The 24,452-nt window shown below is 63.5% G+C and carries 26 protein-coding genes; 10 read left to right on the top strand and 16 right to left on the bottom strand.

What is annotated here, in order from left to right:
* The first annotated feature begins 266 nt into the window (after positions 1–266).
* The 4 genes from ABIG06_RS01690 (at position 267) to ABIG06_RS01675 (ending at position 4,469) form a co-directional block, all read left to right on the top strand.
* The gene (locus tag ABIG06_RS01690) at positions 267–1,118 is read left to right on the top strand and encodes a 3-hydroxybutyryl-CoA dehydrogenase (protein WP_370133646.1); all 852 of its coding nucleotides are present in this window, start codon (positions 267–269) and stop codon (positions 1,116–1,118) included.
* A 136-nt stretch (positions 1,119–1,254) separates the two neighbouring features.
* Positions 1,255–1,719: a group III truncated hemoglobin gene (locus ABIG06_RS01685; protein ID WP_124161838.1), complete on the top strand. Its 465-nt coding sequence runs from the start codon at positions 1,255–1,257 to the stop codon at positions 1,717–1,719.
* Positions 1,720–1,963: 244 nt separating this feature from the next.
* Positions 1,964–2,617: a ubiquinol-cytochrome c reductase iron-sulfur subunit gene (locus tag ABIG06_RS01680; RefSeq protein ID WP_370133643.1), complete on the top strand. Its 654-nt coding sequence runs from the start codon at positions 1,964–1,966 to the stop codon at positions 2,615–2,617.
* A 127-nt stretch (positions 2,618–2,744) separates the two neighbouring features.
* Positions 2,745–4,469: a methanol/ethanol family PQQ-dependent dehydrogenase gene (locus tag ABIG06_RS01675; protein WP_370140759.1), complete on the top strand. Its 1,725-nt coding sequence runs from the start codon at positions 2,745–2,747 to the stop codon at positions 4,467–4,469.
* 105 nt (positions 4,470–4,574) lie between these two features.
* Here ABIG06_RS01675 and ABIG06_RS01670 read toward each other — a convergent pair whose 3' ends face one another.
* The 7 genes from ABIG06_RS01670 to xoxF5 form a co-directional block, all read right to left on the bottom strand.
* Positions 4,575–4,835 carry a hypothetical protein gene (locus tag ABIG06_RS01670; protein WP_124161836.1) on the bottom strand — a complete coding sequence of 87 codons (261 nt, stop codon included), beginning with the start codon at positions 4,833–4,835 and terminating at the stop codon, positions 4,575–4,577.
* A 54-nt stretch (positions 4,836–4,889) separates the two neighbouring features.
* The gene (locus tag ABIG06_RS01665) at positions 4,890–7,202 is read right to left on the bottom strand and encodes a xanthine dehydrogenase family protein molybdopterin-binding subunit (protein ID WP_370133640.1); all 2,313 of its coding nucleotides are present in this window, start codon (positions 7,200–7,202) and stop codon (positions 4,890–4,892) included.
* Position 7,203: 1 nt separating this feature from the next.
* Positions 7,204–7,656 carry a (2Fe-2S)-binding protein gene (locus ABIG06_RS01660; protein WP_124161834.1) on the bottom strand — a complete coding sequence of 151 codons (453 nt, stop codon included), beginning with the start codon at positions 7,654–7,656 and terminating at the stop codon, positions 7,204–7,206.
* 606 nt (positions 7,657–8,262) lie between these two features.
* Entirely contained in the window at positions 8,263–8,826 is a 564-nt protein-coding gene (gene gfa, locus ABIG06_RS01655; protein WP_028177984.1) for an S-(hydroxymethyl)glutathione synthase, read from the bottom strand.
* A gap of 33 nt (positions 8,827–8,859) precedes the next feature.
* Complete coding sequence (locus ABIG06_RS01650) at positions 8,860–9,969, bottom strand: S-(hydroxymethyl)glutathione dehydrogenase/class III alcohol dehydrogenase (protein WP_124161833.1); 1,110 nt, start codon at positions 9,967–9,969, stop codon at positions 8,860–8,862.
* A 60-nt stretch (positions 9,970–10,029) separates the two neighbouring features.
* A complete protein-coding gene (locus tag ABIG06_RS01645; RefSeq protein WP_370133634.1) occupies positions 10,030–10,551 on the bottom strand; it encodes a c-type cytochrome, methanol metabolism-related in 522 nt (173 codons plus the stop codon).
* An 81-nt stretch (positions 10,552–10,632) separates the two neighbouring features.
* On the bottom strand, positions 10,633–12,438 hold the full coding sequence (gene xoxF5, locus ABIG06_RS01640) for a lanthanide-dependent methanol dehydrogenase XoxF5 (RefSeq protein WP_124161903.1): 1,806 nt from the start codon (positions 12,436–12,438) through the stop codon (positions 10,633–10,635).
* Positions 12,439–12,952: 514 nt separating this feature from the next.
* Between xoxF5 and ABIG06_RS01635 the strand changes: the two genes are divergently transcribed.
* The gene (locus ABIG06_RS01635; RefSeq protein ID WP_370133631.1) at positions 12,953–13,921 is read left to right on the top strand and encodes a helix-turn-helix domain-containing protein; all 969 of its coding nucleotides are present in this window, start codon (positions 12,953–12,955) and stop codon (positions 13,919–13,921) included.
* Positions 13,922–13,960: 39 nt separating this feature from the next.
* On the opposite strand, the gene ABIG06_RS01630 is transcribed toward ABIG06_RS01635, so the two are convergent.
* The 5 genes from ABIG06_RS01630 to ABIG06_RS01610 all read right to left on the bottom strand — a co-directional run bounded on the left by ABIG06_RS01630 (position 13,961) and on the right by ABIG06_RS01610 (position 18,741).
* On the bottom strand, positions 13,961–14,386 hold the full coding sequence (locus tag ABIG06_RS01630; RefSeq protein WP_124161831.1) for a hypothetical protein: 426 nt from the start codon (positions 14,384–14,386) through the stop codon (positions 13,961–13,963).
* Positions 14,387–14,511: 125 nt separating this feature from the next.
* Positions 14,512–15,513: a Bug family tripartite tricarboxylate transporter substrate binding protein gene (locus tag ABIG06_RS01625; RefSeq protein WP_124161830.1), complete on the bottom strand. Its 1,002-nt coding sequence runs from the start codon at positions 15,511–15,513 to the stop codon at positions 14,512–14,514.
* A gap of 270 nt (positions 15,514–15,783) precedes the next feature.
* Positions 15,784–16,665, bottom strand: coding sequence for a substrate-binding periplasmic protein (locus ABIG06_RS01620; RefSeq protein ID WP_370140758.1), 882 nt, complete (start codon positions 16,663–16,665; stop codon positions 15,784–15,786).
* Positions 16,666–16,709: 44 nt separating this feature from the next.
* Positions 16,710–17,066 carry a c-type cytochrome gene (locus tag ABIG06_RS01615; protein ID WP_370133628.1) on the bottom strand — a complete coding sequence of 119 codons (357 nt, stop codon included), beginning with the start codon at positions 17,064–17,066 and terminating at the stop codon, positions 16,710–16,712.
* A gap of 10 nt (positions 17,067–17,076) precedes the next feature.
* Positions 17,077–18,741, bottom strand: a complete 1,665-nt coding sequence (locus ABIG06_RS01610; protein WP_370133625.1) for a methanol/ethanol family PQQ-dependent dehydrogenase — start codon at positions 18,739–18,741, stop codon at positions 17,077–17,079.
* A gap of 341 nt (positions 18,742–19,082) precedes the next feature.
* On the opposite strand from ABIG06_RS01610, the gene ABIG06_RS01605 reads away from it, so the two are divergent.
* From ABIG06_RS01605 to ABIG06_RS01585, 5 genes are all read left to right on the top strand, one after another.
* Entirely contained in the window at positions 19,083–19,475 is a 393-nt protein-coding gene (locus ABIG06_RS01605) for a calcium-binding protein (protein WP_370133622.1), read from the top strand.
* A gap of 139 nt (positions 19,476–19,614) precedes the next feature.
* A complete protein-coding gene (locus ABIG06_RS01600; RefSeq protein WP_124161826.1) occupies positions 19,615–19,959 on the top strand; it encodes a hypothetical protein in 345 nt (114 codons plus the stop codon).
* Between the two features lie 218 nt (positions 19,960–20,177).
* On the top strand, positions 20,178–20,258 hold the full coding sequence (gene pqqA / locus ABIG06_RS01595; RefSeq protein WP_012029362.1) for a pyrroloquinoline quinone precursor peptide PqqA: 81 nt from the start codon (positions 20,178–20,180) through the stop codon (positions 20,256–20,258).
* Positions 20,259–20,480: 222 nt separating this feature from the next.
* A complete protein-coding gene (locus tag ABIG06_RS01590) occupies positions 20,481–21,350 on the top strand; it encodes a hypothetical protein (protein WP_370133619.1) in 870 nt (289 codons plus the stop codon).
* A gap of 187 nt (positions 21,351–21,537) precedes the next feature.
* A complete protein-coding gene (locus tag ABIG06_RS01585) occupies positions 21,538–21,747 on the top strand; it encodes a hypothetical protein (protein WP_124161824.1) in 210 nt (69 codons plus the stop codon).
* Positions 21,748–21,767: 20 nt separating this feature from the next.
* On the opposite strand, the gene ABIG06_RS01580 is transcribed toward ABIG06_RS01585, so the two are convergent.
* From ABIG06_RS01580 to ABIG06_RS01565, 4 genes are read right to left on the bottom strand one after another with little or no spacing between them, the layout of a single operon-like run.
* Positions 21,768–22,115, bottom strand: a complete 348-nt coding sequence (locus tag ABIG06_RS01580; RefSeq protein ID WP_124161823.1) for a hypothetical protein — start codon at positions 22,113–22,115, stop codon at positions 21,768–21,770.
* Positions 22,116–22,141: 26 nt separating this feature from the next.
* Positions 22,142–22,936: a pentapeptide repeat-containing protein gene (locus tag ABIG06_RS01575; protein ID WP_370133616.1), complete on the bottom strand. Its 795-nt coding sequence runs from the start codon at positions 22,934–22,936 to the stop codon at positions 22,142–22,144.
* 48 nt (positions 22,937–22,984) lie between these two features.
* Positions 22,985–23,725 (bottom strand): ABC transporter ATP-binding protein, encoded by a 741-nt coding sequence (locus ABIG06_RS01570; RefSeq protein ID WP_370133614.1) that lies wholly within the window; start codon positions 23,723–23,725, stop codon positions 22,985–22,987.
* Positions 23,715–24,452, bottom strand: a complete 738-nt coding sequence (locus tag ABIG06_RS01565; RefSeq protein ID WP_370133612.1) for an ABC transporter permease — start codon at positions 24,450–24,452, stop codon at positions 23,715–23,717. The genes ABIG06_RS01570 and ABIG06_RS01565 overlap by 11 nt, the downstream gene beginning before the upstream one ends.

The raw sequence follows: 24,452 nt of genomic DNA, 5'->3' as shown, positions 1-24,452 counted from the left end.
GTGCGCTTTTGTCCCCCTGAATCGGGCGCCCGATGCCTGGCCTTCGCTGGGCCTTGGGGCCGCAGGGCGCAGAATCCGGCACTTTCGGGCAGGAGAGCCCACATCCCGGCGCGACGCGGCGGTGGACGGCTTTATTCCGCCCGTGGATGCACTAAGGAAAGGGCAGGATCAGGTCGCACCCGCCAGGTGGTGGTGCTAGACCCTGATGCAGGAACAATGGGCCGGGCCGCTCCTGGTTCGCCCGCAAAGATGAAGGATGTGACGCAATGATCCAAACCGTTGGCATCATCGGGGCCGGGACCATGGGGAACGGCATCGCGCAGGTCTGCGCCGCGGCCGGGCTTTCGGTCGTGATGGTCGATATTTCCGATGCGGCGGTGAACCGCGGCCTCTCGACCGTCGGCGGCAGCCTCGAGCGGCTGGTCAAGAAGGAGAAGATGTCGGCGGCTGACCGCGAGGCGACACTCAAGCGCATCACCGGCACCACCGACCGGTCGAAGCTGTCGGGTTGCGATCTGGTCATCGAGGCCGCGACCGAGAACGAGGAGCTCAAGGTCAAGATCCTGAAGGATCTCTGCGCCACGCTGTCGCCGCGCACACTGGTCGCGACCAACACGTCGTCGATCTCGATCACCAAGCTCGCTGCGGCGACCGACCGTCCCGACCGGTTCATCGGCATGCACTTCTTCAACCCGGTGCCGGTGATGGCGCTGCTGGAACTCATTCGGGGCTTGCAGACTTCGGACGACACCCATGCCAAGGCGCTGGATTTCGCCAAGCGCGTCGGCAAGGTGGCGATCACGGCAAAGAACAGCCCGGGCTTCGCCGTCAACCGCATCCTGTGCCCGATGATCAACGAGGCGATCTTCGCGCTCCAGGAGGGGATCGCAACCGCGGAAGAAATCGACGCCGGCATGAAGCTCGGTTGCAACCATCCGATCGGGCCGCTGGCGCTGGCCGATCTCGTCGGGCTCGACACCATGCTTTCGGTGATGGAGGTCTTTTACAAAGGCTTCAACGATCCTAAATACCGGCCAGCCCCGCTGCTGAAGGAGATGGTCGATGCCGGCCATCTCGGCCGCAAGAGCGGGCAGGGCTTCTACACCTATAGCGCCTGATGAAGGCATCGGCGGCGGACACTCGAGCGTCCGCCGCCAGATCCCGCAATTTGCGCTGCGACAAAGACGCCGTGCGCAATTGTCCGACATTGTTGAACGACCGGCCTGCGGGAACATAGAACGGATAGCAAGGGACATGTCGGATCGACTGAAGGCCGAGCGCGAGGCTGCGGTTGCGCGGCGGAACCTGTTGACCCAGGATGCGATGGAGCGCACCGGGATCAGCGATGAAATGATCGGGGAACTCGTCACCCGCTTCTACGGACGCGTGCGAGAGGACGCGATACTTGGTCCGGTCTTCGCCATCGTGCAGAATTGGGACGAGCACCTCGCCAGGCTCAAGGACTTCTGGTCCTCGGTGGTGTTGATGAGCGGCCGCTATCATGGCTCGCCGATGCGGGCGCATCTGCCGCTGAATCTGGTGGGAGATCATTTCGACCGCTGGCTTGATCTGTTCGAGCAGACCGCGCGCGAGGTCTGCCCGCCCGCGGCGGCTGCGCTGTTCATCGACAGGGCGCGTCGTATCGCCGACAGCTTCGAGATGGCTTCGGCGACTGTCGCGGGTCGTATCGCATCGCCGCGTCACGTGCTCAGGTCGTGAATACAAAATGCCTGCCTGAGAAACGTGCGCTTCGCATTCGCGATGGCGCGCTGCACCAATTCCAACGTCATCGGTCTGATCTGCAAAATCATCATGCTGTTCGCGTGATGCGATGTAGAATTTGCGAAAACGCGCTTGAACGCGTTCAGTATCGCTCAATCATTGCGAGCAAAGCCATATTGATGCACTGCAGTGCCAATTCTTTGCCTTGTTTTCGGCAGAGTTCCAGCGCCTGCTAGCGGGCATGTCAAGCGCACAGTTCAACGTCAATTCATCACGATCCGAGAGCATTGCGGAAGCTGAAGCCGACGCGGGCACCGAGCAAACGCGGCGGACGCTGCTACTCGGCGCCCTTGCGACCACCGCGTGCCTCGGATGTTCCCCGCCGGCGCGTGCAGGCGAGGATCCGCCCGGCTCCGACGAACGGCCGCAGAAGGGCGATCTGCTCGTTTTCTCCGAAGGCGAGCAAGAGGGGAAAATTATCACCGTAACCGATCTAAAGGCCGGCGGGCCACCGCTCCATGCCTGGCCGAAGGATCCCAACACATCGGTGGTGCGCAGCGCCTCGCGGCTCAACGAGATCCTGATTATCAAGCTCGATCCCGCCGAGCTCGACGAGAAGACCCGCGCGCGTGCTGTCGACGGCATTATCGCCTATTCGGCGATCTGCTCGCATGCGGGCTGTCCTGTCACCGCCTGGGTGAAGAGCGATGTCGGCGACAAGGAGGTGTTCAAGTGCATGTGCCACAATTCCGAATACGACCCGCGCGCGGGCGCGCAGGTCGTGTTCGGACCGGCGCCGCGACGGCTCGCGGCGTTGCCTCTGACGCTGGCTGACGGATCGCTCAGGGTCGCCGGCAATTTCGTCGGAAAGGTAGGTGGCGCGCAGCCAGGATGATGGACGGTTGCGGGCCATGCCCGCGTCACGAGAGGCCGCCTCCGCCGATGGGCGGACGACAAGAACGACAAGAATTCACAACAAGAATTCAAACGGATGAAAAAGGGGAACGTCCATGAAAACTTCCATGACCAGGAAGCAATGGTTACTGTCCGGCTTCGTCGCCTTCACGTGTCTTGCCTCGACCGCGGCCGTATCAGGTCCGATCGAGAATTACTCTCCGGTCACCGCGCAGCGATTAGAAAATCCTGAGCCAAGCAATTGGATGCTCTATCGGCGCACCTATGACGGGCAGGGCTACAGTCCGCTCGACCAGATCAACACCTCGAACGTGAAGAACCTCACGCCGGTCTGGACCTTTGCCACCGGCGTGGTCGAAGGCCATCAGGCGCCGCCGATCGTCAACAATGGCGCGATGTTCGTGACGACCCCAATGGGGCAGGTGATCGCGCTGAACGCGAAGACCGGCGACGAATATTGGCGCTACAAGCGGCAGCTTCCTGACGATCTGTTCCAGCTGCATCCGACCAACCGGGGCGTCGGCCTGTGGGAGGACAAGCTCTACCTCGCCACCACCGACGACCATGTGGTCGCGCTCGATGCCAAGACCGGCAAAGTGCTGTGGGATACCAAGGTGCAGGACTACAGGAAGGGCCAGTACATGACCCTGATGCCGTTGATCGTCGACGGCAAGGTCATCGTCGGCGGCTCCGGCGGCGAGTTCGGCGTGCGCGGTTATATCGTGGCTTACGATGCCAAGGACGGCAAGGAGTTGTGGCGGACCTACACCATTCCCGGCGAAGGCGAGCCCGGTCACGACACTTGGCAGGGCGACGACTGGAAGAACGGCGGTGGGTCGGCCTGGATGACCGGCAATTACGACAAGGAGACCAAGACGATCTATTGGGGCGTCGGCAATGCGGCACCGTGGCCCGGCGAGACCCATCCCGGCGACAATCTCTACACTGCATCGGTGCTCGCGCTCGATCCCGACACCGGCAAGATCAAGGCCTATCACCAGTATCACCAGAACGATTCCTGGGATTGGGACGAGGTCGAGGCGCCGATGCTGATCGATCTGCAACGCAACGGTCGCACCATCAAGAGCCTGGTCCATCCGGGACGCGACGCGATCTTCTGGGTGCTCGAGCGCACGCCGACCAAGATCAACTACGTCGCAGGCTGGCCGTTCGTCTATACCGACGTCTGGAAGGGCATCGACGAGACCGGCAAGCCGATCGTGGATCCCGCGCACAAGCCAGTCATCGGGAAACGCGTCGAGTTCTGTCCGTCGCTGTGGGGCGGCAAGGATTGGCCGTCGGCGGCCTACAGCCAGAAGACCGGTCTCGTCTACGTGCCCGCCAACGAGAATTTCTGCGGCGGATTCACCGGCGAGAAGGTCCCGCTCAAGCCTGGCGAGCTCTGGCTCGGCACCAAGCCGGAGGACATCGGCCTCAAGACGAAGCCGGGCGCGGATCATTTCGGCGAGCTTCAGGCCTGGGATCCCGCCACCGGCAAGAAGGTGTGGCAGCACAACTTCCCGAAGTCGCAGCTGTTCGGCTCGGTGACGGCGACCGCGGGCGATCTCGTGTTCGTCGGCGGCACCAACGACCGCAACTTCCGAGCCTTTCACGCCAAGACCGGCGAGCTCCTGTGGGAGCAGAAGACCAACTCCGGCATCGTTGGCATGCCGGTGTCCTATGAGATCGATGGCACGCAGTACATCGCGATCCAGTCGGGCTGGGGTGTGGACGCGCAGCGCATCCAGGATGCACTCGTGACCAACAATATCGGCATCGAAGCCAACGTGCCGCAGGGTGGCGTCATCTGGGTGTTCGCCCTGAAGAAATAGCTCCGCGGGCGGATCGAAAGAAGCGGAGCAGCAGGGGGGTGGCGAATACGGCGGACGGAAACGTCCGCCGTATTTGTATGGGCGTCGTGCGCAGGCGCGAAACCACTACTTGCCCGCGCGCTCGACTTTGTCCTTCTCCTTCTGGTTCATCTCCCGAACCTTCGGATCCGGATTGTGCTGCCCCGTGGTCTGGGTGGTCGACGCGGGCGGAGCATTGGCGTTGGGAAGCGAGTTCTGATCCGGTCCCGTGGGGCGCGTCGCTGTTGTCGGCGGGCTGGTATTGTTCTGGGCGAATGCGCCCGCAGCCGGCAAAAGAAAGGCGCCCGACAGCAATGAGACTGCGAGCGCCTTTGAGATGTTGGTCATCGAACTGCTCCTGTCAGATCGATGCAAACGGCGTGAGGCCGCTTGTGTTCCGTCTCACGCCTCCAATTGCTTGCCGATCGGCAAAGCGCGGATGCGTTTTCCCGTCGCCGCGAAGATCGCGTTGATCAGGGCCGGCGCGAACGGGGGAACACCGGGCTCGCCGACGCCGCTCGGCGGCGTATCGGGTCCGGGCGGCACGATGTAGACGTTGGTCAAGACAGGAGAATCGTCCATCCTGACGACCTGGAAGTCGTCAAAATTCTTCTGCTGCACCTTGCCGTCCTTGAAGGTGATCTCGCCGTATTTGGCGAGACTGAGCCCCATGATCGCAGCGCCCTCGATCTGCGAGGCGATGCGCTCGGGGTTGACATAGGTGCCGCAATCGATCGCGGTGTCGACCCGCGGCACCGTCAGCTTGCCCTTGTCGTCCACGGCGACCTCGACGATGGTCGCGATATAGCTGACGAAGCTGCGGTGAACGGCGATGCCGAGACCGTGGCCCTTCGGCACCTTGCGCCCCCACTCGCCCTTCTCGGCGACCAGTTCGACCACCTTGCGCAGGCGCGCGGTATCGATCGGGTAGCTCTCCTGGGGCTCGCCATAGTTCCAGAGGTCCTTTACGTTCGGCTTGACGATGCGAGGCGAGCCGATCAGCTCGAGCAGCATGTCTTTCTGGTCGCGGCCGGTGGCTTGCGCGATTTCTCCGACCATCGATTGCACCGCGAAGGCGCGCGGGATGTTGGAGACCGAGCGGAACCAACCGATGCGGGTATGCGCGGCCGCTTCCGGATTCTCGCAAGAGATGTTGGCGATCTCGAAGGGCATATCGACGAGACCCATGCCGATCTCGAACGGCGCCTGATGCACCGTGCCGGCGGCAAAGGTCGAGGCGATGCTGGGAGCCACGCTGCGGTGGCGCCAGGCGATCACCTTGCCGCTCTTGTCGAGGCCGGCCTCGATCCGCTCGACCGAGACGGTGTGCAGGAAGCCGTTATGGATGTCGTCCTCCCGCGTCCATTGCACCTTCACCGGTGCACCGAGCTCCTTCGACAGGAGCGCGGCTTCGAGCGCAAAGTCGCATTTCGACTTGCGGCCGAAACCACCGCCGAGCAGCGTCACGTTGACGGTGACGTTCGCCTCGGGGATGCCCAGCGTCTTGGCGACGTCCTCGCGCGTGCCGCCGGGGCTCTGCACTGGCGCCCAGATCTCCGCCTTGTCGCCCTTGACGTCGGCAACCGCCACCGGCGGCTCCATGCTGACATGGGCGAGATGCGGGATGTAGTACTCGCCGACGATGACCTTGTCGGCGCCCTTCAGGGCGGCGTCCGCATCGCCCTCCTGGCGCAGGACGAGGCCGGGCTTGCGCGAGGCCTCCTCGAGCTCCTTGCGATAGGCGACGGACTCGTATTTGCCGTTGGGGCCGTCGTCCCAGGTCAGCTTCAGCGCATCGCGGCCCTTGATCGCCGCGCCGGTGTTGCGTGCGATCACGGCGACGCCGCCGAGCGGCTGGAACTTCGAAGGCCACGGCCAGCCGCGCACCTGCATCACCTTCTCGACGCCGGGCACCTTCAGCGCCTCGTCCGGCTCGAACTTGACCAGCTTGCCGCCGGTCACCGGCGGCCGCGCGATCACGGCGTATTTCATACCGGGCAAGCGGACGTCCGCGCCGTAATGCGCCTTGCCGGTAGTGATGTCATGAAGATCGACAATGCCGACCTGCCCCTTGCCGAGATAGCGGAAGTCCTTGGGGTCCTTCAGCTTGAGACCTTCGATGCTCGGCACCGATTCCTTGGCTGCGTCCGCGGCGAGCTCGCCGAAGCCCAGCTTGCGGCCGCTGGCGCTGTGGACGACCTCGTGGTTGACCGCCTTGACCTCGGTTGCCGGTACGCCCCAGCGCTTGGCCGCGGCCTGCTCCAGCATGGTGCGGGCGGAGGCGCCGATCTGGCGCATCGGCATCAAATAGTGCCGCGTGCTGCGAGAGCCGTCGGTGTCCTGGTTGCCGAACTTGACCTCGTCACCATGAGCCTGCTGCACCTTGACCCTGGACCAGTCGGCTTCCATCTCCTCGGCCACGATCAGCGGCAGGCTGGTGCGCACGCCGGTGCCCATTTCCGAACGGTGCCCGACGATGGTGACGATGCCATCCGGGGCGACCGAAACGAATACGCGCGGATCGACCACGACACCGTGCGGCATCTTGCCGGCGCCGGTCTCATAGGCGAACGCCTGGCGCGACATCACGGGGGCGGCGAGGACGAAGCCGCCGGTGACGCCGAGCCCCTTCAGGATGCTGCGCCGCGAGACCTTCTCGACCCTGATATGCTTCTCGAAGCCGCGAAGCTTGCGGTGATTGTCGATGAAGTTCATGTCACACTCCCGTCGATGCGAGATGGACGGCGTTCTCGATGCGCTGATAGCAGCCGCAGCGGCAGATGTTGCCGGACATCGCCTCGCGGATCTGGTCGTGCGAGGGCTTTGGGTTCTCCATCAGGAGGGCTGCGGCCTGCATGATCTGGCCGGCTTGGCAGAAGCCGCATTGGGGCACGTTGACCTGGCGCCAGGCCTTCTGCACCGGGTGATCGCCATTGGGATGCAATCCCTCGATCGTGGTGACCTCGCGTCCGGCGACGTCATTCACCGACGTGATGCAGGCCCGCACGGCCTCCTTGTCGACGATCACGGTGCAGGCGCCGCACAGGGCCTGGCCGCAGCCGTATTTGGTGCCGGTCAGCCCGGCCTCGTCACGCAGGAACCAGAGTAGCGGGAGATCCGGGTCGCCGTCCCAGCTCTGTTCCTGGCCGTTGATCTTCACCTTGATCATGATCGTCCCTCGCTCTTCATAAGCATGCCAAATTCAAAGTTCGCCGACGCCGGTGGGCGACGGTTCGCGCGTCGTCTCGCCGCATTCCGCCGTCATCCCGCGCGGGCAAATCCCGGAGGGGCAGGAACGCCAATGGCGATGTCTGGATGTCTTCGATACCTCCCGTCTTGTTCTTCATTGATTGTATTTCGCGCGGCATCGTGACGGCGCGATCGTAACAGAGATCGCTCCGGCCCGGCGTTCACAGCCGAGTGTTCTCACCGGGAAAAGATTGCATCGATGGTTTGTCAAAAGCAGGGCGCGGTCATCGCGCGGCACGCTTGCGCAACGGGCCCAACCAAAAAAGCTTCGTCCGCCAGGAAGACCGCGCGGACGAAGCAGGATGCCTCAGTCGAGGGAGAGGGAGAAACGCAAGCACCGCGAACTTCAAGCACGAAGCGGCCCTGCGCAGTCATTCAGAGACCAGGACTGAGGAACTGACGGCCCTCATATATACGGGTGGCGGCATAGCCGCGCTGGTCCCGGGACGGCGACCGGTCCGGCTCGCTGGCAGCGACAGGCGCCAGCGAGCGGATAGGGAGACCGGCGAAGGTTCGGCGGCCCAACTCAGGCGGCTTTGGCTTTCGCCACATGGGTCGCGATCGCGTCCATCAGTGCCGGCGACAGGCAGTCATAGGGCTCGAGGCCGATCTCCTTCAGCCGCGAACGGATGCCCGCCATCTGCTCGGGCTTCACGCCCGATTCGATCACCGAGGAGACGAAGGCGGCGAATTGCGGCGCCTGCGAGCCCTGTTCCTGGAACAGTTCGGGATGGATGAAGTCGAGGCCGTAGAACGGGTGGTTCTTGTTCTCGATGCGGCCGTACATGTGCGTGCCGCAGGCCTTGCAGGCGTGGCGCTGGATCACCGCTGAGGGGTCGACGATCTGGAGCTTATCGCCGTTCTCGAGCACGGTGACGTTCTGGCGCGGTACTACGGCGACGACGGAGAAGGTCGCGCCCTGCGGTTTCCAGCACTTGGTGCAGCCGCATGCGTGGTTGTGGGCGACGTCGCCCTTGATACCGACCTTGACCGGGTGGTCCGTGCATTTGCAGACCAGCGTGCCGCCTGCGAAGTTGCCGCTGCCTTGTTTGATGCCGTTGTCGATCGAGGGATGGAGTGCAACAGTCATGGGTCGATCCTCCTTGGTGTGATGTCTTTCGAGCTAGAACACGACGACTGAACGGATGGATTTGCCCTCGTGCATGAGATCGAAGCCTTTGTTGATCTCTTCGAGCTTGAGCACGTGGGTGATCATCGGATCGATCTGGATCTTTCCGTTCATGTACCAGTCGACGATCTTCGGCACGTCGGTGCGGCCGCGCGCGCCGCCGAAGGCGGTGCCGCGCCAGTTGCGTCCGGTGACGAGCTGGAACGGGCGGGTGGCGATCTCCTTGCCGGCTTCGGCGACGCCGATGATGATCGAGGTACCCCAGCCGCGATGACAGGCTTCCAGCGCCTGGCGCATCACCGTGGTGTTGCCGGTGCAGTCGAAGGTGTAGTCGGCGCCGCCGTCGGTGAGGCCGACGAGATGCTGGACGATGTCGCCGGTGATCTTCTTCGGGTTCACGAAGTGGGTCATGCCGAACCGCTTGCCCCACTCCTCCTTGGAGTCGTTGACGTCGACGCCGATGATTTTGTCGGCGCCAGCCATCTTGGCGCCCTGGATCACGTTGAGGCCGATGCCACCGAGGCCGAACACGACCACGTTGGCGCCGGGCTCGACCTTGGCGGTGTTGACCACGGCGCCAACGCCGGTGGTGACGCCACAGCCGATGTAGCAGCTCTTGTCGAACGGCGCGTCTTCGCGGATCTTGGCAACCGCGATCTCCGGCAGCACGGTGAAGTTCGAGAAGGTCGAGCAGCCCATGTAGTGGTAGATCGGCTTGCCCTTGTAGGAGAAACGGCTGGTGCCGTCAGGCATCACACCCTTGCCCTGTGTCGCACGGATCGCGGTGCAGAGATTGGTCTTCTGGCTAAGACAGCTTTTGCACTGCCGGCATTCCGGCGTGTAAAGCGGGATGACGTGATCGCCCGGCTTCACCGAGCTCACGCCCGGGCCGATCTCGCGGATGATGCCCGCTCCTTCGTGTCCCAGGATCGACGGGAAAATTCCCTCGCTGTCGAAGCCGTCGAGCGTGTAGGCGTCGGTATGGCAGATGCCCGTGGCCTTGATCTCGACCAGGACCTCGCCGGCCTTTGGGCCTTCCAGATCGACTTCGACGATTTCGAGCGGCTTCTTAGCCTCGAAGGCGACGGCGGCACGTGTTTTCATAGTCAGACTCCTCAGATCTCGAAGGGAGCCAAGACGTGGTCTCGGCAGTCCTCGTAACGTTCATTTGTTACCCATGCAGGCGTCTTCCGCCTTTTTGTACGCCTCTGTCTTCTCCTCCTTCTTGGCGGGACGCTGCCGGCCCCATGCTTCGGTGGAGCGGGCGCGCAGATAGACGTACAGATCATCCATGTAGCAGGCGACGTTCGGGTTGTCGCCGAACGCCGGCATGACGTTCTCTTGCGCGGTCGAGATGTTCTTGCGGCCGGAGGCGATCACGCCCAGGAAGTCGCCATAGCTCATGCTCTTGACCGAATCCTTGAGCGCCGGCGCGTAGGTGGAGCCCATGCCGTCGGGGCCATGGCAGACGTGGCAGTCGGAGTGATAGCGGCGGTAGCCGGAATAGGTGAACCAGTCCACGGTGCCATCGGCCGAAATCTTGTAGGTGGGATTGCCCTCCTTATCGAGCCACTTCCCGTCGTCTTCCTTCTTCACGGCGGTGGGGTCGCCCGGGCCGTCCGCGACCGCAAGTCCTCCGGACGCGACCAAGATCGTGGCAGCAATGACAAAGCAGATTTTACGCAAGAGATTGTTTCCTCGGCAGGCGTTCGGTGGAGACGAGCCGGCGCGTGGAGTGATCCACGCGCCGGAGCGATGCTGAAGGGCCTAGTTCGGGAGCGAGAACACGGTCAGCGTGCCGCCGAGCGCCGTGTAGTTGCTGAGGGCGGCGTAGCCACCGACTGCGCCGAGACCTGCGGTCGGGTCGGTCAGACCCGCCGCCAGACCGATACCGGCCCAGCCACCGACGCCGGAGAGCACGGCAACGTACTGCTTGCCATTGTTCTCATAGGTGGTGACGTTGCCGATGATGCCGGAGGGAGTCTTGAACTTGTAGAGCTCCTTGCCGGACTTGGCGTCGACCGCCTTCAGGTAGCCTTCGAGCGTGCCGTAGAACACCACGCCGCCTGCCGTTGCGAGCGCACCCGACCAGACCGAGAACTGCTCCTTGTTCGACCACACGATCTTGCCAGTCTTGCCGTCCCAGGCGATGAAGTTGCCCATGTGGCTTTCACCCGGGGGAGGGTACATCGAGAGCGTCGCACCCACATAGGGCTGGCCCGCGGTATAGCTCACCTTGAACGGCTCATAGTCCATGCAGACATGGTTGGTCGGAACGTAGAACAGCTGCGTGTCCGGCGAGTAGGCTGCCGGCTGCTCGTCCTTGGTGCCGAGCGCGGCCGGGCAGATGCCCTTCACGTTGACGTCCTCGCCCGCCTTGTCCGTCGAAGCTGCGTCGAGCACCTTCGGACGGCCATATGTCGGAGAGCTCTTGTTCATGTCGACGCCGGAGGTCCAGTTCACCTTCGGATCGTATTTCTCGGCGACCAGCAGTTCACCGTTCTCGCGGTCCATGGTGTAGGCGAGGCCGTTGCGGTCGAAGTGCGTCAGCAGCTTGCGGTTCTGGCCGTTGATCTGCTGATCGGTGAGGATCATCTCGTTAACACCGTCATAGTCCCACTCGTCGTGCGGCGTCATCTGGTAGACCCACTTCGCCATGCCGGTGTCGGCATCGCGCGCGAAGATCGTCATCGACCATTTGTTGTCGCCGGGGCGCTGTTTCGGATTCCAGGTCGAGGGGTTGCCCGAGCCGTAATAGACCATGTTCAGAGCGGGATCGTAGGAGATCCAGCCCCAGGTGCAGCCGCCGCCGATCTTCCATTGGTCGCCCTGCCAGGTCTTCAGCGAGGAGTCGGGGCCGACCGGCTTGCCAAGCGAGGTCGTCTTGACGGGATCGAGCTTGATCTGATCGTCGGGACCTTCGGAGTAGGCGCGCCAGACCTGCTTGCCGCTCTTGAGGTCGTAAGCGGTGACGTGGCACTGCACGCCAAATTCGCCCCCCGAAATGCCGACGAGGACCTTGTCCTTCACGACCAGCGCCGCCGAAGTACCGGTCTCGCCCTTCGCCGGGTTGCCGTTGGTCGCCGACCATGCCACCTGGCCGGTCTTGGCGTCGAGCGCGACGAGGTTGGTGTCGGCCTGATGCAGGATGATCTTGCCGTCTCCGTATGACAGGCCACGGTTGACTGTGTCGCAGCACATCACGGGGATGACGTTCGGATCCTGCTTCGGCTCGTACTTCCAGACGATCTTGTTCTCGTTGGAAAGGTCAAGAGCGTAGACCTTGTTCGGGAACGGCGTGTGGACGTACATCATGTTGCCGATGATCAGCGGGCCGCCTTCATGGCCGCGCAGCACGCCGGTCGAGAACGTCCACGCGACCTGGAGCTTGCCGACGTTCTGAGCGTTGATCTGGTTCAGCTTGGAATAGCGGGTGTTGGCATAGTCACCTGCCGGCATCACCCAGTCCTTCGGGTTCTGCGACATCTTGATCAGCTCGTCATTGGCTGCAGCGCTGCCAGCGGCGAGAGCCGCCGCGGAGCCGAGATAGGTCGCCAGTAGCACCTTGCGCATAGTCATCCTCCGTTGGTCTCGTTTATTGTTTCCGAACCATTGTTCAATCACCGGGCTCCTCGTCCGGCGTTCTGCTCGTGCAGGGCGGTCACGATTGGGACCAGAAACGATGCTGGGCTGTTTCCTCCTCCTGATGAGAGCCACGGGTCCACGTGCAGGAGCGGCCCGTTCTTGTTGTTCCTGCCGCAATCCCTAACGCCTTCGCCATTGGGAAACTTGCCCAAGAGAGAAGCCGGTTTGCTCGACAGCGCACGGCGACAAAGATTTTGATTTTGCAGTAGCGAATTCAGTTGTTTCCGCGCCGCGGCGGGCCGCGCTCAACGCTCAGGTTCCCCTTGACGGCGCTGCAACTAAGGCGGAGGATTATGGCTTCAAGGGTGGCAATGGAACGGTGGCGCTTGTTCCACAAGATCGCTCAAATTCGAGGTAAACGTCGCGCAATCACGGCTGAGGGCTCCGGCAGCGCTGGTCGCGATTCGCGTCGAATCTCCGGATCAAACCAGTGGCTGGATTAATGTCCGACACAATTCACACGCTCTCGACGACCGGAATGACGCCGAAGCGGCAGATCCAGAGCTGGATCGACGGGCTGACGAGCCTGTGTGGGCATTTCGACGTCGATCCACTGGAAGCGTCCTCGCTGGAAGGTCGCATCGACTACACCAGCGTCTCGCGCCTGAAGCTTTGCCAAATCGAGGTGAGCCAGCATCGCATCGCGCACACGCTGGCGCGCGCCAAGGCCAACGAACACCCGTACATCAAGATCCACTTCCAGACCTACGGGGTGTCCTATTTCGAACAAGAAGGCCGCCACATCGAAATCAACCCCGGCGACATCATCGCCTATGATGTCTCCTGCCCGCATTCGATCATCAGCCCGGCCTTCACGCGTCACGACGTGGTGATCGTGCCGAAGGCACTGCTGCGCGACCGCGGCTTCCCATCGCAGCGGATGCCCGCCTGCAAGCTGTCCTCGAAGACAGGCACGGGGCGGATCGCCCATGATTTCGTCCATGCGACCTTCGACGAGGCGGCAAAGCTGTCAGCGAACAGCGCGGTCGGCGTCGCTGATTCCCTGATCGACCTGCTGTTGCTGCCGCTGCGCGAAGCCGACACGATGTTCGATCGTGTCGGGCCCGAGGCGATGTATGTGCGCGCGCAGTTCTTCATCCGCGAGCACTTGCGCGATCCGGATCTGTGCATCGACCAGATCTCGGCCGAGCTCGGCTGCTCCAAGCGCTATCTGCACATGCTGTTCTCGGAGCGCGGCACCACGGTGAGCGACTACATCTGGCAGGCCCGGTTGCAGAACTGCCGCCAGGAACTCGAGGCCCACGCCGGCAAGACCATCACCGACGTCGCGTTCTCTTGGGGCTTCTCCAGCTCGTCGCATTTCAGCCGGGTGTTCCGGAAATATTTCGGCGTGGTGCCGTCCTCGATCCATAAGTCGCAGCAGGGTACCGTGAATTCGGGCGGGCATTAGACGTCTTGAGCGAACCACGCGCGCGGTGCAGGCTGAAGCTCACGCCGACGTTGCGATGTAGGGAATGCCGGCCACCAAAGCGACCAGCAGCACCGCGTTCCCCAGCATCACGCTCCAGTGCAGCCGGCGCAACCGTCGTGCAGCATCGGCATCCCCGGCGTCGCTCGCTCTGAGCTGGTCGTCTACCCGTCGCATGAAGCGGCGTCGTCCCCAAATCGCCAGGGCTGCTATCATGCCGACGCCAACGGCAGCAAGCGGGCGGCCATCGAGGAGGAGAGCCACCGTCCCGATGATGCCGACGGCGCGCATGACCAGAAAATGAGCGTTGAACATTCCGCGCAGCAATTGGGCGACAGGCTGGATATCGAGCCTCACCAGAAGGAAGGCCGGCGATGCCAGGGTGAAATAGCTCATCGGAAAGAGCAGGATGATCATAACGGCGACGGCGACGGCATCCGGTGTCATGGGATCGGCCCTCCTTGTCCGCAGAAGGGTACAATCATAACGGGAAAACGCGCTTCCGACACTGGGCTTTGGTCGGACTCCGGGCCGGAAAGCGAGCAACCGGCCTACCGGCCATGGCGTGAAGGTCAGGCCGGCTCAAGGCCCAATGACTTCGCGCTCTCGATCCAGATCGGCAGCTCGCGCTGATACAGCGCATTGGTTTCCTTGAAGCCGATTGCGGGTTCGAGCACGAAGGTCGCGAGAACCTCCTTCACTTTCGGATCGTTGTTGGCGGCGACGCAGAGCTCGGCGATGCGATCGACTACCGGCTGCGGCGTCGCTTTCGGCACGGCCCATCCGGTGAACCCGCTGACGGTGAAGAACTTTGACGTCGCGCCCTGTTCGGGCAACGTCTTCACGTTCGGGATCGCGTCGACCTTCTTCGAATGCACGGCGAACACGGTGCCGCGGTCGCTTTGCAGGACCGACTGCGCGGCCGTGTAGCTACCCATGGCGGCATCGAGCGTGCCTTCGAGCATGCCAGTCCACATCGGCGCTTCGCCGCGATAATGGACCGGCTCGATATTGAGGCCGTACTGCTTGTTGAGCTCGTTGATCGTCATGTGCGGAGCCGAGCCCGCGCTGTAGGTGCCGAAATTCACCTTGCCGCTCTTGCGCGAGAAGGCGACGAAATCCTCCAGCGTCTTGATCCCCGTCTTCGGGTTCGCCACCAGCAACAGGCCGGCGCCCGGAATGACGCTGACGAGCATCAGATCCTTGTCCATGTCGTAGCCGGGATTCTTCATCACCACCCGGTTCATGATGTAGGTGGTCGAGATCGAGCACAGGATGGTGTGGCCGTCGGGCTCCGCGCGGGCGACCTCGGCCGTGCCGATTGCGCCGGAGGCGCCGGGCTTGTTCTCGACGACGACGGTCTTGCCGGTCTGCTTGGAGATGAATTCGCCATAGGCGCGCGCCAGCAGGTCAGTCTGTCCGCCGGCGGGATAGCTGCAAATCATGCGAATCTGCCGCGCAGGCCAGGTGCCTTGTGATGTGCCTTGCGCCGAGGCGCCGCGTGCGACGAATGGCATCGCCAGTGCGGTGGTACCGGCGGCGATGAAGTGGCGGCGATCGAGTTTGGCGGACATGATTCTCTCCCGGATTTTTGCGGAACCTACTGCATCATGCTGGCGCCTGGCATGCCCGGCAGGCGAGACAGATTGGCGCATCGGATCCATCTTTCACTCCGGGATGCGGACGCAGCGCACAGGGAATTCGTGCCCGCAGGGACCCGGCGCAACGCGACTACGACGGTGTGCTGCTGCGCGTGGCGTCGGCCGCAGCGAAATGCGTAGCGTGACGCCGCAGGCCCTGCGGAGCGTCACTGCCTGCCGTCCGGGACATGAGCGCCCTTGCAATCACCGCTGAATGATTTGCGTCCAGACGTCGCCCAGAATCGCTGGCTCCCGCGGCGGCAGATAGGTGAGGCCGGCCTGCTTGCCGAATTCGGCGATCTTGCCTTCGGCAGCAAGCTGGCCGAGCGTCTTGTTGACGGCCTCGATCAGCGCGCCATCGCTGGCGAGCCCGACATAGCCGCGATTGGCGCCGATCGGGTAGTAGTAGCCGGACGCCGTGATCGCCGTGTCGGGGTGCGCGGCGCGATGGGCGTCGAAACGGGCAAGATCGATCAGCGTCGCGTCATAGTCGCCGCGCTGGAGCGCGCCGAGGAGGTCGTCGCGACCGGGGACGAGGTGGGTGATGCTGTCGATCAATCGGCCCTTGTCGAAGTTCATCAGGATGGCGTCGCCGAGCGACCCGCTTTCTATGGCAAGACGAAGGCCGGCGAGATCGCCGATGTCGCCGATCTTGCGGCCGCGGGCCTTCGGCCCAAGCACCACCGTCATCGGGGAATAGACGTAAGGCCGGCTCGGCGCGAGCACGCCCAGCGGGACGCGGCGCCGCCGATCGTCGCGTGTGGCCCCGGCGAAATCCGGCAAGCGCGCCGTCTTCATCCCGGGGGCGATGAGCGAATCCTGCGTCAGCGCGTAGCCGCCGACGAGCGAGCAGCGCCCATCCGAGAGCAGCGCGTTGGCTTCGAGCTGCGGGCTCGAATCCTCGTCCAGCCTGCTCTCAAACCACTGGATCGCCAGCGGCCGTCCGAGCCGCTCCGCCATCGCCTTGGCCAGCAGCACGTCGAAGCCGGCCTCCGGCTGACCGCGGTGATGCACCGAGAGCGGCGGCCGGTCTTCGTCGAGGCAGATCTTCAGGGGATCGTCTGCCGCAAAAGCGCCCGACGCCATCGTGGATAGAAAGGCCGCAACGCTCCATGCAACGCGCCGGCCCCTCAAGGCTTCCTCCGGCTGGAGATGAAGGCCCAGAGGTCCCCGATCTGGTCGTCGCTGAGGATGTCGCCCCAGGGCGGCATCTTGTTGTTCTTGCCGTTCTTGACCGTCGTCACGAAGCGCGTCTTGTCGTCGGGGAAGACGCGCAGGTCTGGCGTGATGGTACCGGAGTTCATCAGGTTGGGGCCATGGCAGTGTGAGCATTTCGCGGCATAGGTCGACTTGCCGTGGTCGATCTGCGCCTGCAGTGGATTGCCGGTTGCGTCATCCGCGGCGCAAACGGTCGCCGCAAGCGCGACCGTCAGCACCGCGACGGTGGCGATCGTCGCCACCGTCCTGTGTGATACTTCTCTCAGCATCGTGTCGTGGTTATTGCTTGACCGCAAAGACCCAGAGCGAGCCGCCGGGCGGCACCTGAGCCAGCCGTTCGTCACCGGAGAACAACGAGTAGACGCCGCCATAGCCGCTCGTCACCGCAACATACTGCACGCCATCCTGCTGCCAGGTCACTGGCTGTCCCTCGATGCCGGACCCGGTCTGGAACTGCCAGAGCTTCTTGCCGGTATCGGCGTCGAAGGCCTCGAACTCACCGGTCAGTGCGCCCGAGAACACGACGCCCCCGGCCGTCGACAGCACGCCCGAGAAGCGTGGAATGTCGCTCGGCGCTTCCCATTTCGACTTGCCGGTCATGGGGTCGATCGCCTTGAGGTAGCCGCGCGGTCCGTCCCCGAACTCCCAGGGATCGGTCAGGTCCATGCCGAGATACCATTCACCCTGCTTGAAGGTGACGGGCTCCGCCTTGTACTTGCCGCCGAAATTGAGCGTGTTGGCATAGGCGAGGCCGGTCTGCGGATTGAACGACATCGGCTCCCAATTCTTGCCGCCGAGGATGGAGGGATAGACCGTCACCTTCTTGCCCTCCCGCGCGTCCTTGGAAATGTCGGTCTCGATCGGGCGCCCCGTCTTCATGTCGATGCCGGTCGCCCAGTTGACCTTCACGTAAGGATTGGCCGCGAGCAGCTTCCCGTTGGTGCGGTCGAGCACGTAGAAGAAGCCGTTGCGGTTGGCATTCATCAGCACCTTGGTCGGCTTACCCTCGACGTTTATGTCGGCGAGGACCATCTCTGCGACCGCGTCGTAGTCGAACGGATTGTTCGGCGAGAACTGGTAGTGCCACTTGATCTTGCCCGTCTTGGGGTCCATCGCCAGGACGGAGCAGGTATAGAGGTTGTCGCCGGGCCGTACCGCCGAATTGAACGGGCCGGGATTGCCGATGCCCCAATAGACAGTCTTCAGCTCGGGATCGTATGAGCCCGTGATCCAGGTCGAGCCGCCGCCGAGCTTCCAGGTGTCGCCCTTCCAGGTGTCGCCGCCGGGCTCGTCCGGCGAAGGGATCGAGTGGGTGCGCCAGAGGTGCTTGCCGGTTGCCGGATCCCAGCCGTCGATGAAGCCGCGGGTGCCGAACTCGGCGCCTGAGACGCCTGTAATGACGACGCCGTCGGCGACCAGCGGGGCCACCGTCATGGAATAGCCTTCCTTGATGTCGGCCGCCTTCTGCCGCCACAGCTCCTTGCCGTTCTTCGCGTCGATTGCAATCACGTTCGCATCGAGCGTCGTCCGGAACAGCTTGCCTTCATGGATCGCGGCGCCGCGGTTGATGATGCCGCAGCAGACGATCCGGGGCGTCTCGGCGGGATATTCGATCTTGCTCTTCCAGATCTGCTTGCCGGTCTTGGCATCGACTGCCATGGTGGCATTGTGCGAGGTGACGTAGATGACGCCCTGATAGACAATGGGCTGGGATTCCTCACTACGATCGTCATTGAAGCTGTAATTCCAGATCGGGACGAGATTCTTGACCGTATCCTTGTTGATCTGGTTCAGCGTCGAGAAACGCTGCAGATGGTAGCCCATACCGTAATTGAGAACATTCGATGTGTCGGTCGCGCCCTTGACCAGCTGCTCGGTGGTCTGTGCGCTTGCACAAGTCGACGCAAGCATGACGAGGCCTGCGGCCATCGCAAAGCGTTTCATCCGTTCCTCCCAATATGCGCGCCTTTTGACGCTGCGATTGCAACACTCCGCCCGAAAGCAAAACTCGTCAATACGAAAGTCGTAAGTGCCGTGCCGATATCGGGCGGGGGAGCGAGTCACTTCTACAAGAACCTGACCGCAACGGAACGCCAACTTGCGCGGAGACGCTGCGAAATTCCGCGACATGAAGCGGCTCTGGACGCCGGCGGCCTTGGTGGACGTTAGGTGTTCCGCGAGTTGTGGCGCGTGCAAGTTGCAATTGGACTTGAACCGGCGTGCGCTTGTGGATTTATCTTGTTTCTGTCCGCCCCGACCCGGGGCTCTCTGTGTGGGAGGTCTTGATGATTTCGTTTCGCCCAGTTGCGCTTGCCCTCACGATTGCATTCTTGTCTAGTCCGGCGTGGCCGGCTCCCCGAGACGCGATCAAGATGTTCGATCCTGACAATGACGGCACGCTCGATCTTGCCGAGGTGAAGAAGGCGGCGTCCGCGTTGTTCACAAAGCTCGACCCCGATCGTGACGGCACGCTCGATGCACGCGAATTGCGAGGGCGGCTGACGACGAAAGAACTTGCCGCCGCCGATCCTGACAATGACGGCACGCTTACGATCGACGAATATCTGTCCGTGGTCGAGCAACGCTTCAATGCGGCGAATCCCGACAAGGACGGAACGCTGGATGCGAAGGAGCTGAACTCGCGCCCAGGTCGCGCCCTGCTGAAATTGCTGCGGTGAGCGCCGCAATCGGAACTGACGTGACGAGGGCAGTGTTTGCGATCATTCCGGCCTGACGCTCGGGAACATCGGGCTGCTCGGCCTGTTTTCTCCGCAACGTCCTGCCTGGCGCCGGGGCTGCGCGGCAGGCGAAGAGGAGATGCAGATGAACACGAAACGTTCCGTTCTTACCGCCTGCGCGATCCTGACATTGAGCGCGGGCGTTGCCATCGCCGGCCCGTGCAACACCGGAAGCGCCAGCACCGACAAGACCGACAAGGATGCTGGTTCTGGTCCGGTCACCGTGGGCTCCGCTCAATCGCACTCGTCCAGCTCGACGAGCGATACCAGCCAGCATCCGCCGACCAGCACGATGAATCGGGCGAGCGGTGAAACGCCGGCTTCGTCCGAGGATGCGCAGCGGCAAATGCAGAGTGAGCCGACGGCGGCACAGCGCGCCGAAGGCGCCAAGCCGAATGCCGAAATGGCCGACAAGGGCTGCTGACGGCGCCGTTGTCGTTCGACGCGCGGTGCGTTGCACAAGTTATTGTCTCGCTGGTCGTGTTTGACCAAGAGGGAAGTGGCTTTGTCCGGGAGAGAAATGCAGCCGCGAAGAATCGACACAGACGCGCTCGGCAGTCGAATCGAGGCTTGAACTGCACCTGAGGCAGCCCTACGTTTTGCGCCGCGCGATGTCGCGCTCAATACCTTGGGAGACCCCGAATGGCTTGGAAAGCTCCGAAGATCGTGGAAGTGCCGGTGGGCATGGAAATCAACATGTACGCCTGCGCTGCGCGCAAGTAAGACTGACGACCTGCCGCGGCTTCGATGGCGAAGGCCGTCGAAGGCGCGGCAGTGTTGGTTTCGGCCCCGACCTGGCGCTCCGTGCCTCGCGATTGACGCGCAGCCGCACGTGCAGGCTTCAATCCCCACGAGAATCTCGACCATGCTCCGCGGCAGTGTGTTACGCTGATGCTCGGCGAGCGTTGCTGCCGTTTAGAGCGGCGCGCGCCTTCGGGGCACGGGATGGGCGGAAGAACCTGTAAGTTCTGGATGGTGATCGGGTGCGCGCTGGCGCTGGCGCCGGCACGCAGCAGCGCCGAGGAAGGCTTCGATACCGAGCATATCTTCGGCTTCATGATCGGCACCGATGTCGGCAATGTCGGCGAGCGCGAATTCCAGACCCAAACGACAGGGCGCGTCGGCAAAGGCGGGGCGGCTTATCGCGCACTCGAACACGAGGTCGAGATCGAGATCGTGCCACTGCCGAATTTTCGTATCGAGCTCGGCGGCACCGCCAGCTTGCACGACATCACCGGCGTCCCTGATATCGACGACCGCCGCCAGTTCAACTTCCAGGGCGCCTCGCTCGACCTGCGCTATCGCCTGCTGGATCGCCGCCGCGCGCCGTTCGGCCTCACCATCGCGGCCGAGCTGCACGGCGACCGCACTGACGAGACCAGCGGCGCGAAAGGGCGAATGTATGGCACCGAGTTCACGCTAGCTTTCGACCGCGAGCTTATCCCGAACTTCGCCATCGGCGCCCTCAACCTGATCTATCAGCCGGAATGGGCGCGCTTCGAGGTCGGAGGGGTATCCGAAAAGAGCTCAACGATCGGTGCGGCATTTGCCGGCTTGATGCGCGTGCGGCCGAATGTGCTGCTCGGTGGGGAGTTGCGCTATTTCCGACAATATGAGGGGATCGGCCTCGGAGAATTTGCAGGCCAGGCCCTGTTCGTCGGCCCCACCGCCTATTTTCAGCTATCCGAGCGCTCGCGGCTGACCTTGAGCTGGAGCATGCAGGCTTGGGGGCGTCCGGCCGGATCGGGCGGCAATCTCGACCTCGTCAATTTCGAGCGGCACCAGGCCCGGATGGTGTTCGGGATCAACTTCTAGCTGCGGGATCGTCATGGTGGGGACAGCACGGCCATGACTCTGGAGAATTCGGCGTTTTGCTTCGCCAGAGCAGCGAGGAGCGGAAGCAGTTCCCGTCGCCATTCCTCACGTCCGCCTGAAACTTCCCCTCCTTTGCAACGTAATCTTTCGTGCTAATCTCCAGCGCCCCTTGCGAGAGGATCCTGGCATGAACCCGATTGACCTGGTGGTGACTGTGTGTGCGGTGCTCTCGCCTGCGACCTGCGAGGAGCAGCATCTGGTGTTCAACTATTCCGGGTCGCCCCGCCAATGCGTGATGGCCGCGCCACCGTATATCGCGCAATGGGTCGGCGAGCATCCGAAGTGGCAAGCGGTGCGGTGGCGCTGCGAATATCCACACCGGAACGACAGGGCATAAGGCGCAGGGATCGGTTCGAGCTACTTCGTGCAGTCCTTCAGATCCTTGTCGGCGATCGAGAACACCGCATCCGCCTTGATCTCGATGTCGCGGACGATGCACTGCCGCGCATTGGGATAGCTGACCTTCGCGTCATAGCGGCCCGGCTCGATGCCGGTAATGCGCAGCCGCTCGTCGTGGTCGACCTCCTTGTCCTTGTCGTTCAAGCACTGGTTCGGACCCCAGTCGGTCTTGCCGGCCGGCGCGAGCTGGAAACCGGAGATCGTCTCGGTCGTCAGGTTCCAGAGCCGTACGCCCTTGCCCTTGGCCTGCGCGGCGGCGTCGCCGGCAAGCGTCAACAACGCGATCAATGCCAGAACCAAACGCATCAAGCAGTCCTCCCACAGGCGCGCCGTCATTCCCTGATCAGGCGTTCGCGGTTCTTTGACTTGTCGAAATTTTTGGCGCGGTCAAGGCCCTTCGGCGCGATCAGCTTCGCCGAGGCGAGATCGGCGCCGTCGAAATCGGTGTCGGTGACGATGGCGCCGGTCAGGTCGGCTCCGCCGAGTTGGGCGTTCTTCAGCGATGCACCGCTCAGGTCGGCACCCCTGAGGACCGCGAATTCAAGGTCGACGCGTGACAAATCGGCGTTGCGCGCGTTCAGCCGTTCCAGATTTGCGGATCTCAGCACCGCGCGCATCAGCCCCATCGACTGGTTGCGCATGTCGGCACCGAGATGCGCATTCGCGATCGACGTGCCGACCATGCTCGCGCCGGTGAGATCTGCCGTGACGCGCGCACCAGTCAGATCGGCGCCGTCGAGGCGAGCACGTGCCATCTCTGACGCGAACAAGTTGGCGCCCTTCAGGCTCGCGCCCGTGAGATCTGCATCCAGCAGCCACGCCTGATCGAGGATCGCCCCATCAAGCCGTGCACCGGCGAGTTTCGTCTTGTTGAGCCGTGCCGCACGGAGAATTGCGTTGGCCAGGTCGAGACCACTGAGATCGAGCCCCGATAACCGCTTGCCGGTCAAATCGGCGGGGGCCCCGGGGGTCGCTTTGGCCAGCGCGGCCTCGACCTCCTGCCGGCTCATCTCGGCGGAGACCATGGCGGGTGATGTCAGATCGAGATCGCGCATCATGTCCTGCGCGCGCATCGTTGTCGCGAGCAAAGCAAGGCCAAGTGCCGTCAGGGCGATCCTTTGCTTCATCGGCAGACTCCGCTGCGACCCAATTTAGCACGGGCCTAGCGCGGTTGCCTATGAGACATCCCGCCCGGCGTGAACGTTGCCTTGTTCCGCCTGGATGCGCCGTGCAAGCTCGCTCCGGATCGCCGCTATCTCGGCCTCGCTACGCGCGGCGCGCGGGATGGCGATCGGCACCTCCCGCATAATCCGCGCGGGGCGCGGCGACAGGAAGAACAGCCGGTCGCCAAGCCGGATCGCGTCGTCGAGACTGTGGGTGACGAGCAGCGTCATCACCGGACGGCTCGCGACCAGCGTTGCGATCTCGTCGCGCAAGCGGCCCGCGAGCGCGTCGTCGAGCGAGGCGAGGGGCTCGTCGAGCACCAGGAGATCGGGCTCGACCGCGAAGGCGCGGGCCAGTGCGACGCGGCGGGCAAGGCCGAGCGACAATTCGCCGGGGAAGTGACCGCGATGCGCTTCCAGCTCCAGGATCCGGAACAGCTCTGACAGCTTCGCGTCGGAAACCTCCGGTGCCGCAAGCCGTACATTCTGCTCGACCGAGCGCCATGGCAGCAGGCGCGGCTCCTGGAACACCATGCCGATCCGCGCCTCTGGCGGTCGCGCGACGCGGCCTGCAAAGTCGTGGTCCAAGCCGAGGATGATGCGCAGCATCGTGCTCTTGCCGCAGCCGGACGGGCCGATCAGCACGCCGACCTCGCCGGATTGAAGCGCGAATTGGACCGGCGCCAGCACCTCGTGCGTTTCGCCCGCGGCACTCCTGAAGGACTTGCCTGTAATCTCGACCTCAAGCCGCACGGGGCCGCCACCGGTTTGCGCGGGCTTCGAGCGGCTGCACCAGCAAGGTTTCGATGACGAGCACGACGGCGGCGAAGGTCAGGGAATAGGCCAGCAGCCGCGGCGTGTCGAACAGCTGGAAGGCGACGCCGATCTCGAAGCCGACGCCGTTCGGACGACCCAGGAGCTCGGCGACCAGCACGATCTTCCACACCAGCGACAGCCCGGAGCGCGCGGAGGCCGCGATATAGGGCGCAAGCTGCGGCAGCACGACGTGGCGGAAGGCGCGCCAGCGCGGCATCGCGAACACGCTCGCCATCTCGTCGAGCGAGCGGTCGAGCGCGCGGGCGCCCTCGCGCAAGGTCACGATGGCGGTCGGCAGCTTGTTGATGGCGATCGCCGCGATCGCGGCGGCCTCGGTGAGGCCGGCCCAGATATAGGCCAGTACGATCACGACCAGGGCCGGCAAATTGAGCAGCAGGATCAGCCAGGGATCGCCGAGCCGGTCGGCGAGCCTCACCCGGCCCATCAGGTAGCCGATCGCGCTGCCGAGCGACATCGCCAACACGAAGGCGAGCGTGACGCGTGCCAGCGTGGCGCCGAGATGCAGGAACAGCGCGCCGGACGAGGCTTCCGCGATCATCACCTGGAGCACGGCCGGCGGTGAGGGCAGCTTCGCACCACCGACGAACAGCGCGGCGGTCCACCAGGTTGCGAGGAACAGGGCGAACGAGAGAAGACGCAGCAC

The organism is Bradyrhizobium sp. USDA 326 (assembly GCF_049739485.1).
Taxonomy (GTDB): domain Bacteria; phylum Pseudomonadota; class Alphaproteobacteria; order Rhizobiales; family Xanthobacteraceae; genus Bradyrhizobium.
The sequence above is the reverse complement of the archived record's forward strand: the minus strand, read 5'-3'. Positions and strand labels throughout refer to the sequence as shown.

Coding starts and splice junctions, on each gene's coding strand:
- ABIG06_RS01690 (WP_370133646.1), top strand. CDS start 267: ATGATCCAAACCGTTGGCATCATCGGGGCCGGGACCATGGGGAACGGC.
- ABIG06_RS01685 (WP_124161838.1), top strand. CDS start 1,255: ATGTCGGATCGACTGAAGGCCGAGCGCGAGGCTGCGGTTGCGCGGCGG.
- ABIG06_RS01680 (WP_370133643.1), top strand. CDS start 1,964: ATGTCAAGCGCACAGTTCAACGTCAATTCATCACGATCCGAGAGCATT.
- ABIG06_RS01675 (WP_370140759.1), top strand. CDS start 2,745: ATGACCAGGAAGCAATGGTTACTGTCCGGCTTCGTCGCCTTCACGTGT.
- ABIG06_RS01670 (WP_124161836.1), bottom strand. CDS start 4,835: ATGACCAACATCTCAAAGGCGCTCGCAGTCTCATTGCTGTCGGGCGCC.
- ABIG06_RS01665 (WP_370133640.1), bottom strand. CDS start 7,202: ATGAACTTCATCGACAATCACCGCAAGCTTCGCGGCTTCGAGAAGCAT.
- ABIG06_RS01660 (WP_124161834.1), bottom strand. CDS start 7,656: ATGATCAAGGTGAAGATCAACGGCCAGGAACAGAGCTGGGACGGCGAC.
- gfa (WP_028177984.1), bottom strand. CDS start 8,826: ATGACTGTTGCACTCCATCCCTCGATCGACAACGGCATCAAACAAGGC.
- ABIG06_RS01650 (WP_124161833.1), bottom strand. CDS start 9,969: ATGAAAACACGTGCCGCCGTCGCCTTCGAGGCTAAGAAGCCGCTCGAA.
- xoxF5 (WP_124161903.1), bottom strand. CDS start 12,438: ATGCGCAAGGTGCTACTGGCGACCTATCTCGGCTCCGCGGCGGCTCTC.
- ABIG06_RS01635 (WP_370133631.1), top strand. CDS start 12,953: ATGTCCGACACAATTCACACGCTCTCGACGACCGGAATGACGCCGAAG.
- ABIG06_RS01630 (WP_124161831.1), bottom strand. CDS start 14,386: ATGACACCGGATGCCGTCGCCGTCGCCGTTATGATCATCCTGCTCTTT.
- ABIG06_RS01625 (WP_124161830.1), bottom strand. CDS start 15,513: ATGTCCGCCAAACTCGATCGCCGCCACTTCATCGCCGCCGGTACCACC.
- ABIG06_RS01620 (WP_370140758.1), bottom strand. CDS start 16,665: ATGGCGTCGGGCGCTTTTGCGGCAGACGATCCCCTGAAGATCTGCCTC.
- ABIG06_RS01615 (WP_370133628.1), bottom strand. CDS start 17,066: ATGCTGAGAGAAGTATCACACAGGACGGTGGCGACGATCGCCACCGTC.
- ABIG06_RS01610 (WP_370133625.1), bottom strand. CDS start 18,741: ATGAAACGCTTTGCGATGGCCGCAGGCCTCGTCATGCTTGCGTCGACT.
- ABIG06_RS01605 (WP_370133622.1), top strand. CDS start 19,083: ATGATTTCGTTTCGCCCAGTTGCGCTTGCCCTCACGATTGCATTCTTG.
- ABIG06_RS01600 (WP_124161826.1), top strand. CDS start 19,615: ATGCAGATGAACACGAAACGTTCCGTTCTTACCGCCTGCGCGATCCTG.
- pqqA (WP_012029362.1), top strand. CDS start 20,178: ATGGCTTGGAAAGCTCCGAAGATCGTGGAAGTGCCGGTGGGCATGGAA.
- ABIG06_RS01590 (WP_370133619.1), top strand. CDS start 20,481: ATGGGCGGAAGAACCTGTAAGTTCTGGATGGTGATCGGGTGCGCGCTG.
- ABIG06_RS01585 (WP_124161824.1), top strand. CDS start 21,538: ATGAACCCGATTGACCTGGTGGTGACTGTGTGTGCGGTGCTCTCGCCT.
- ABIG06_RS01580 (WP_124161823.1), bottom strand. CDS start 22,115: ATGCGTTTGGTTCTGGCATTGATCGCGTTGTTGACGCTTGCCGGCGAC.
- ABIG06_RS01575 (WP_370133616.1), bottom strand. CDS start 22,936: ATGAAGCAAAGGATCGCCCTGACGGCACTTGGCCTTGCTTTGCTCGCG.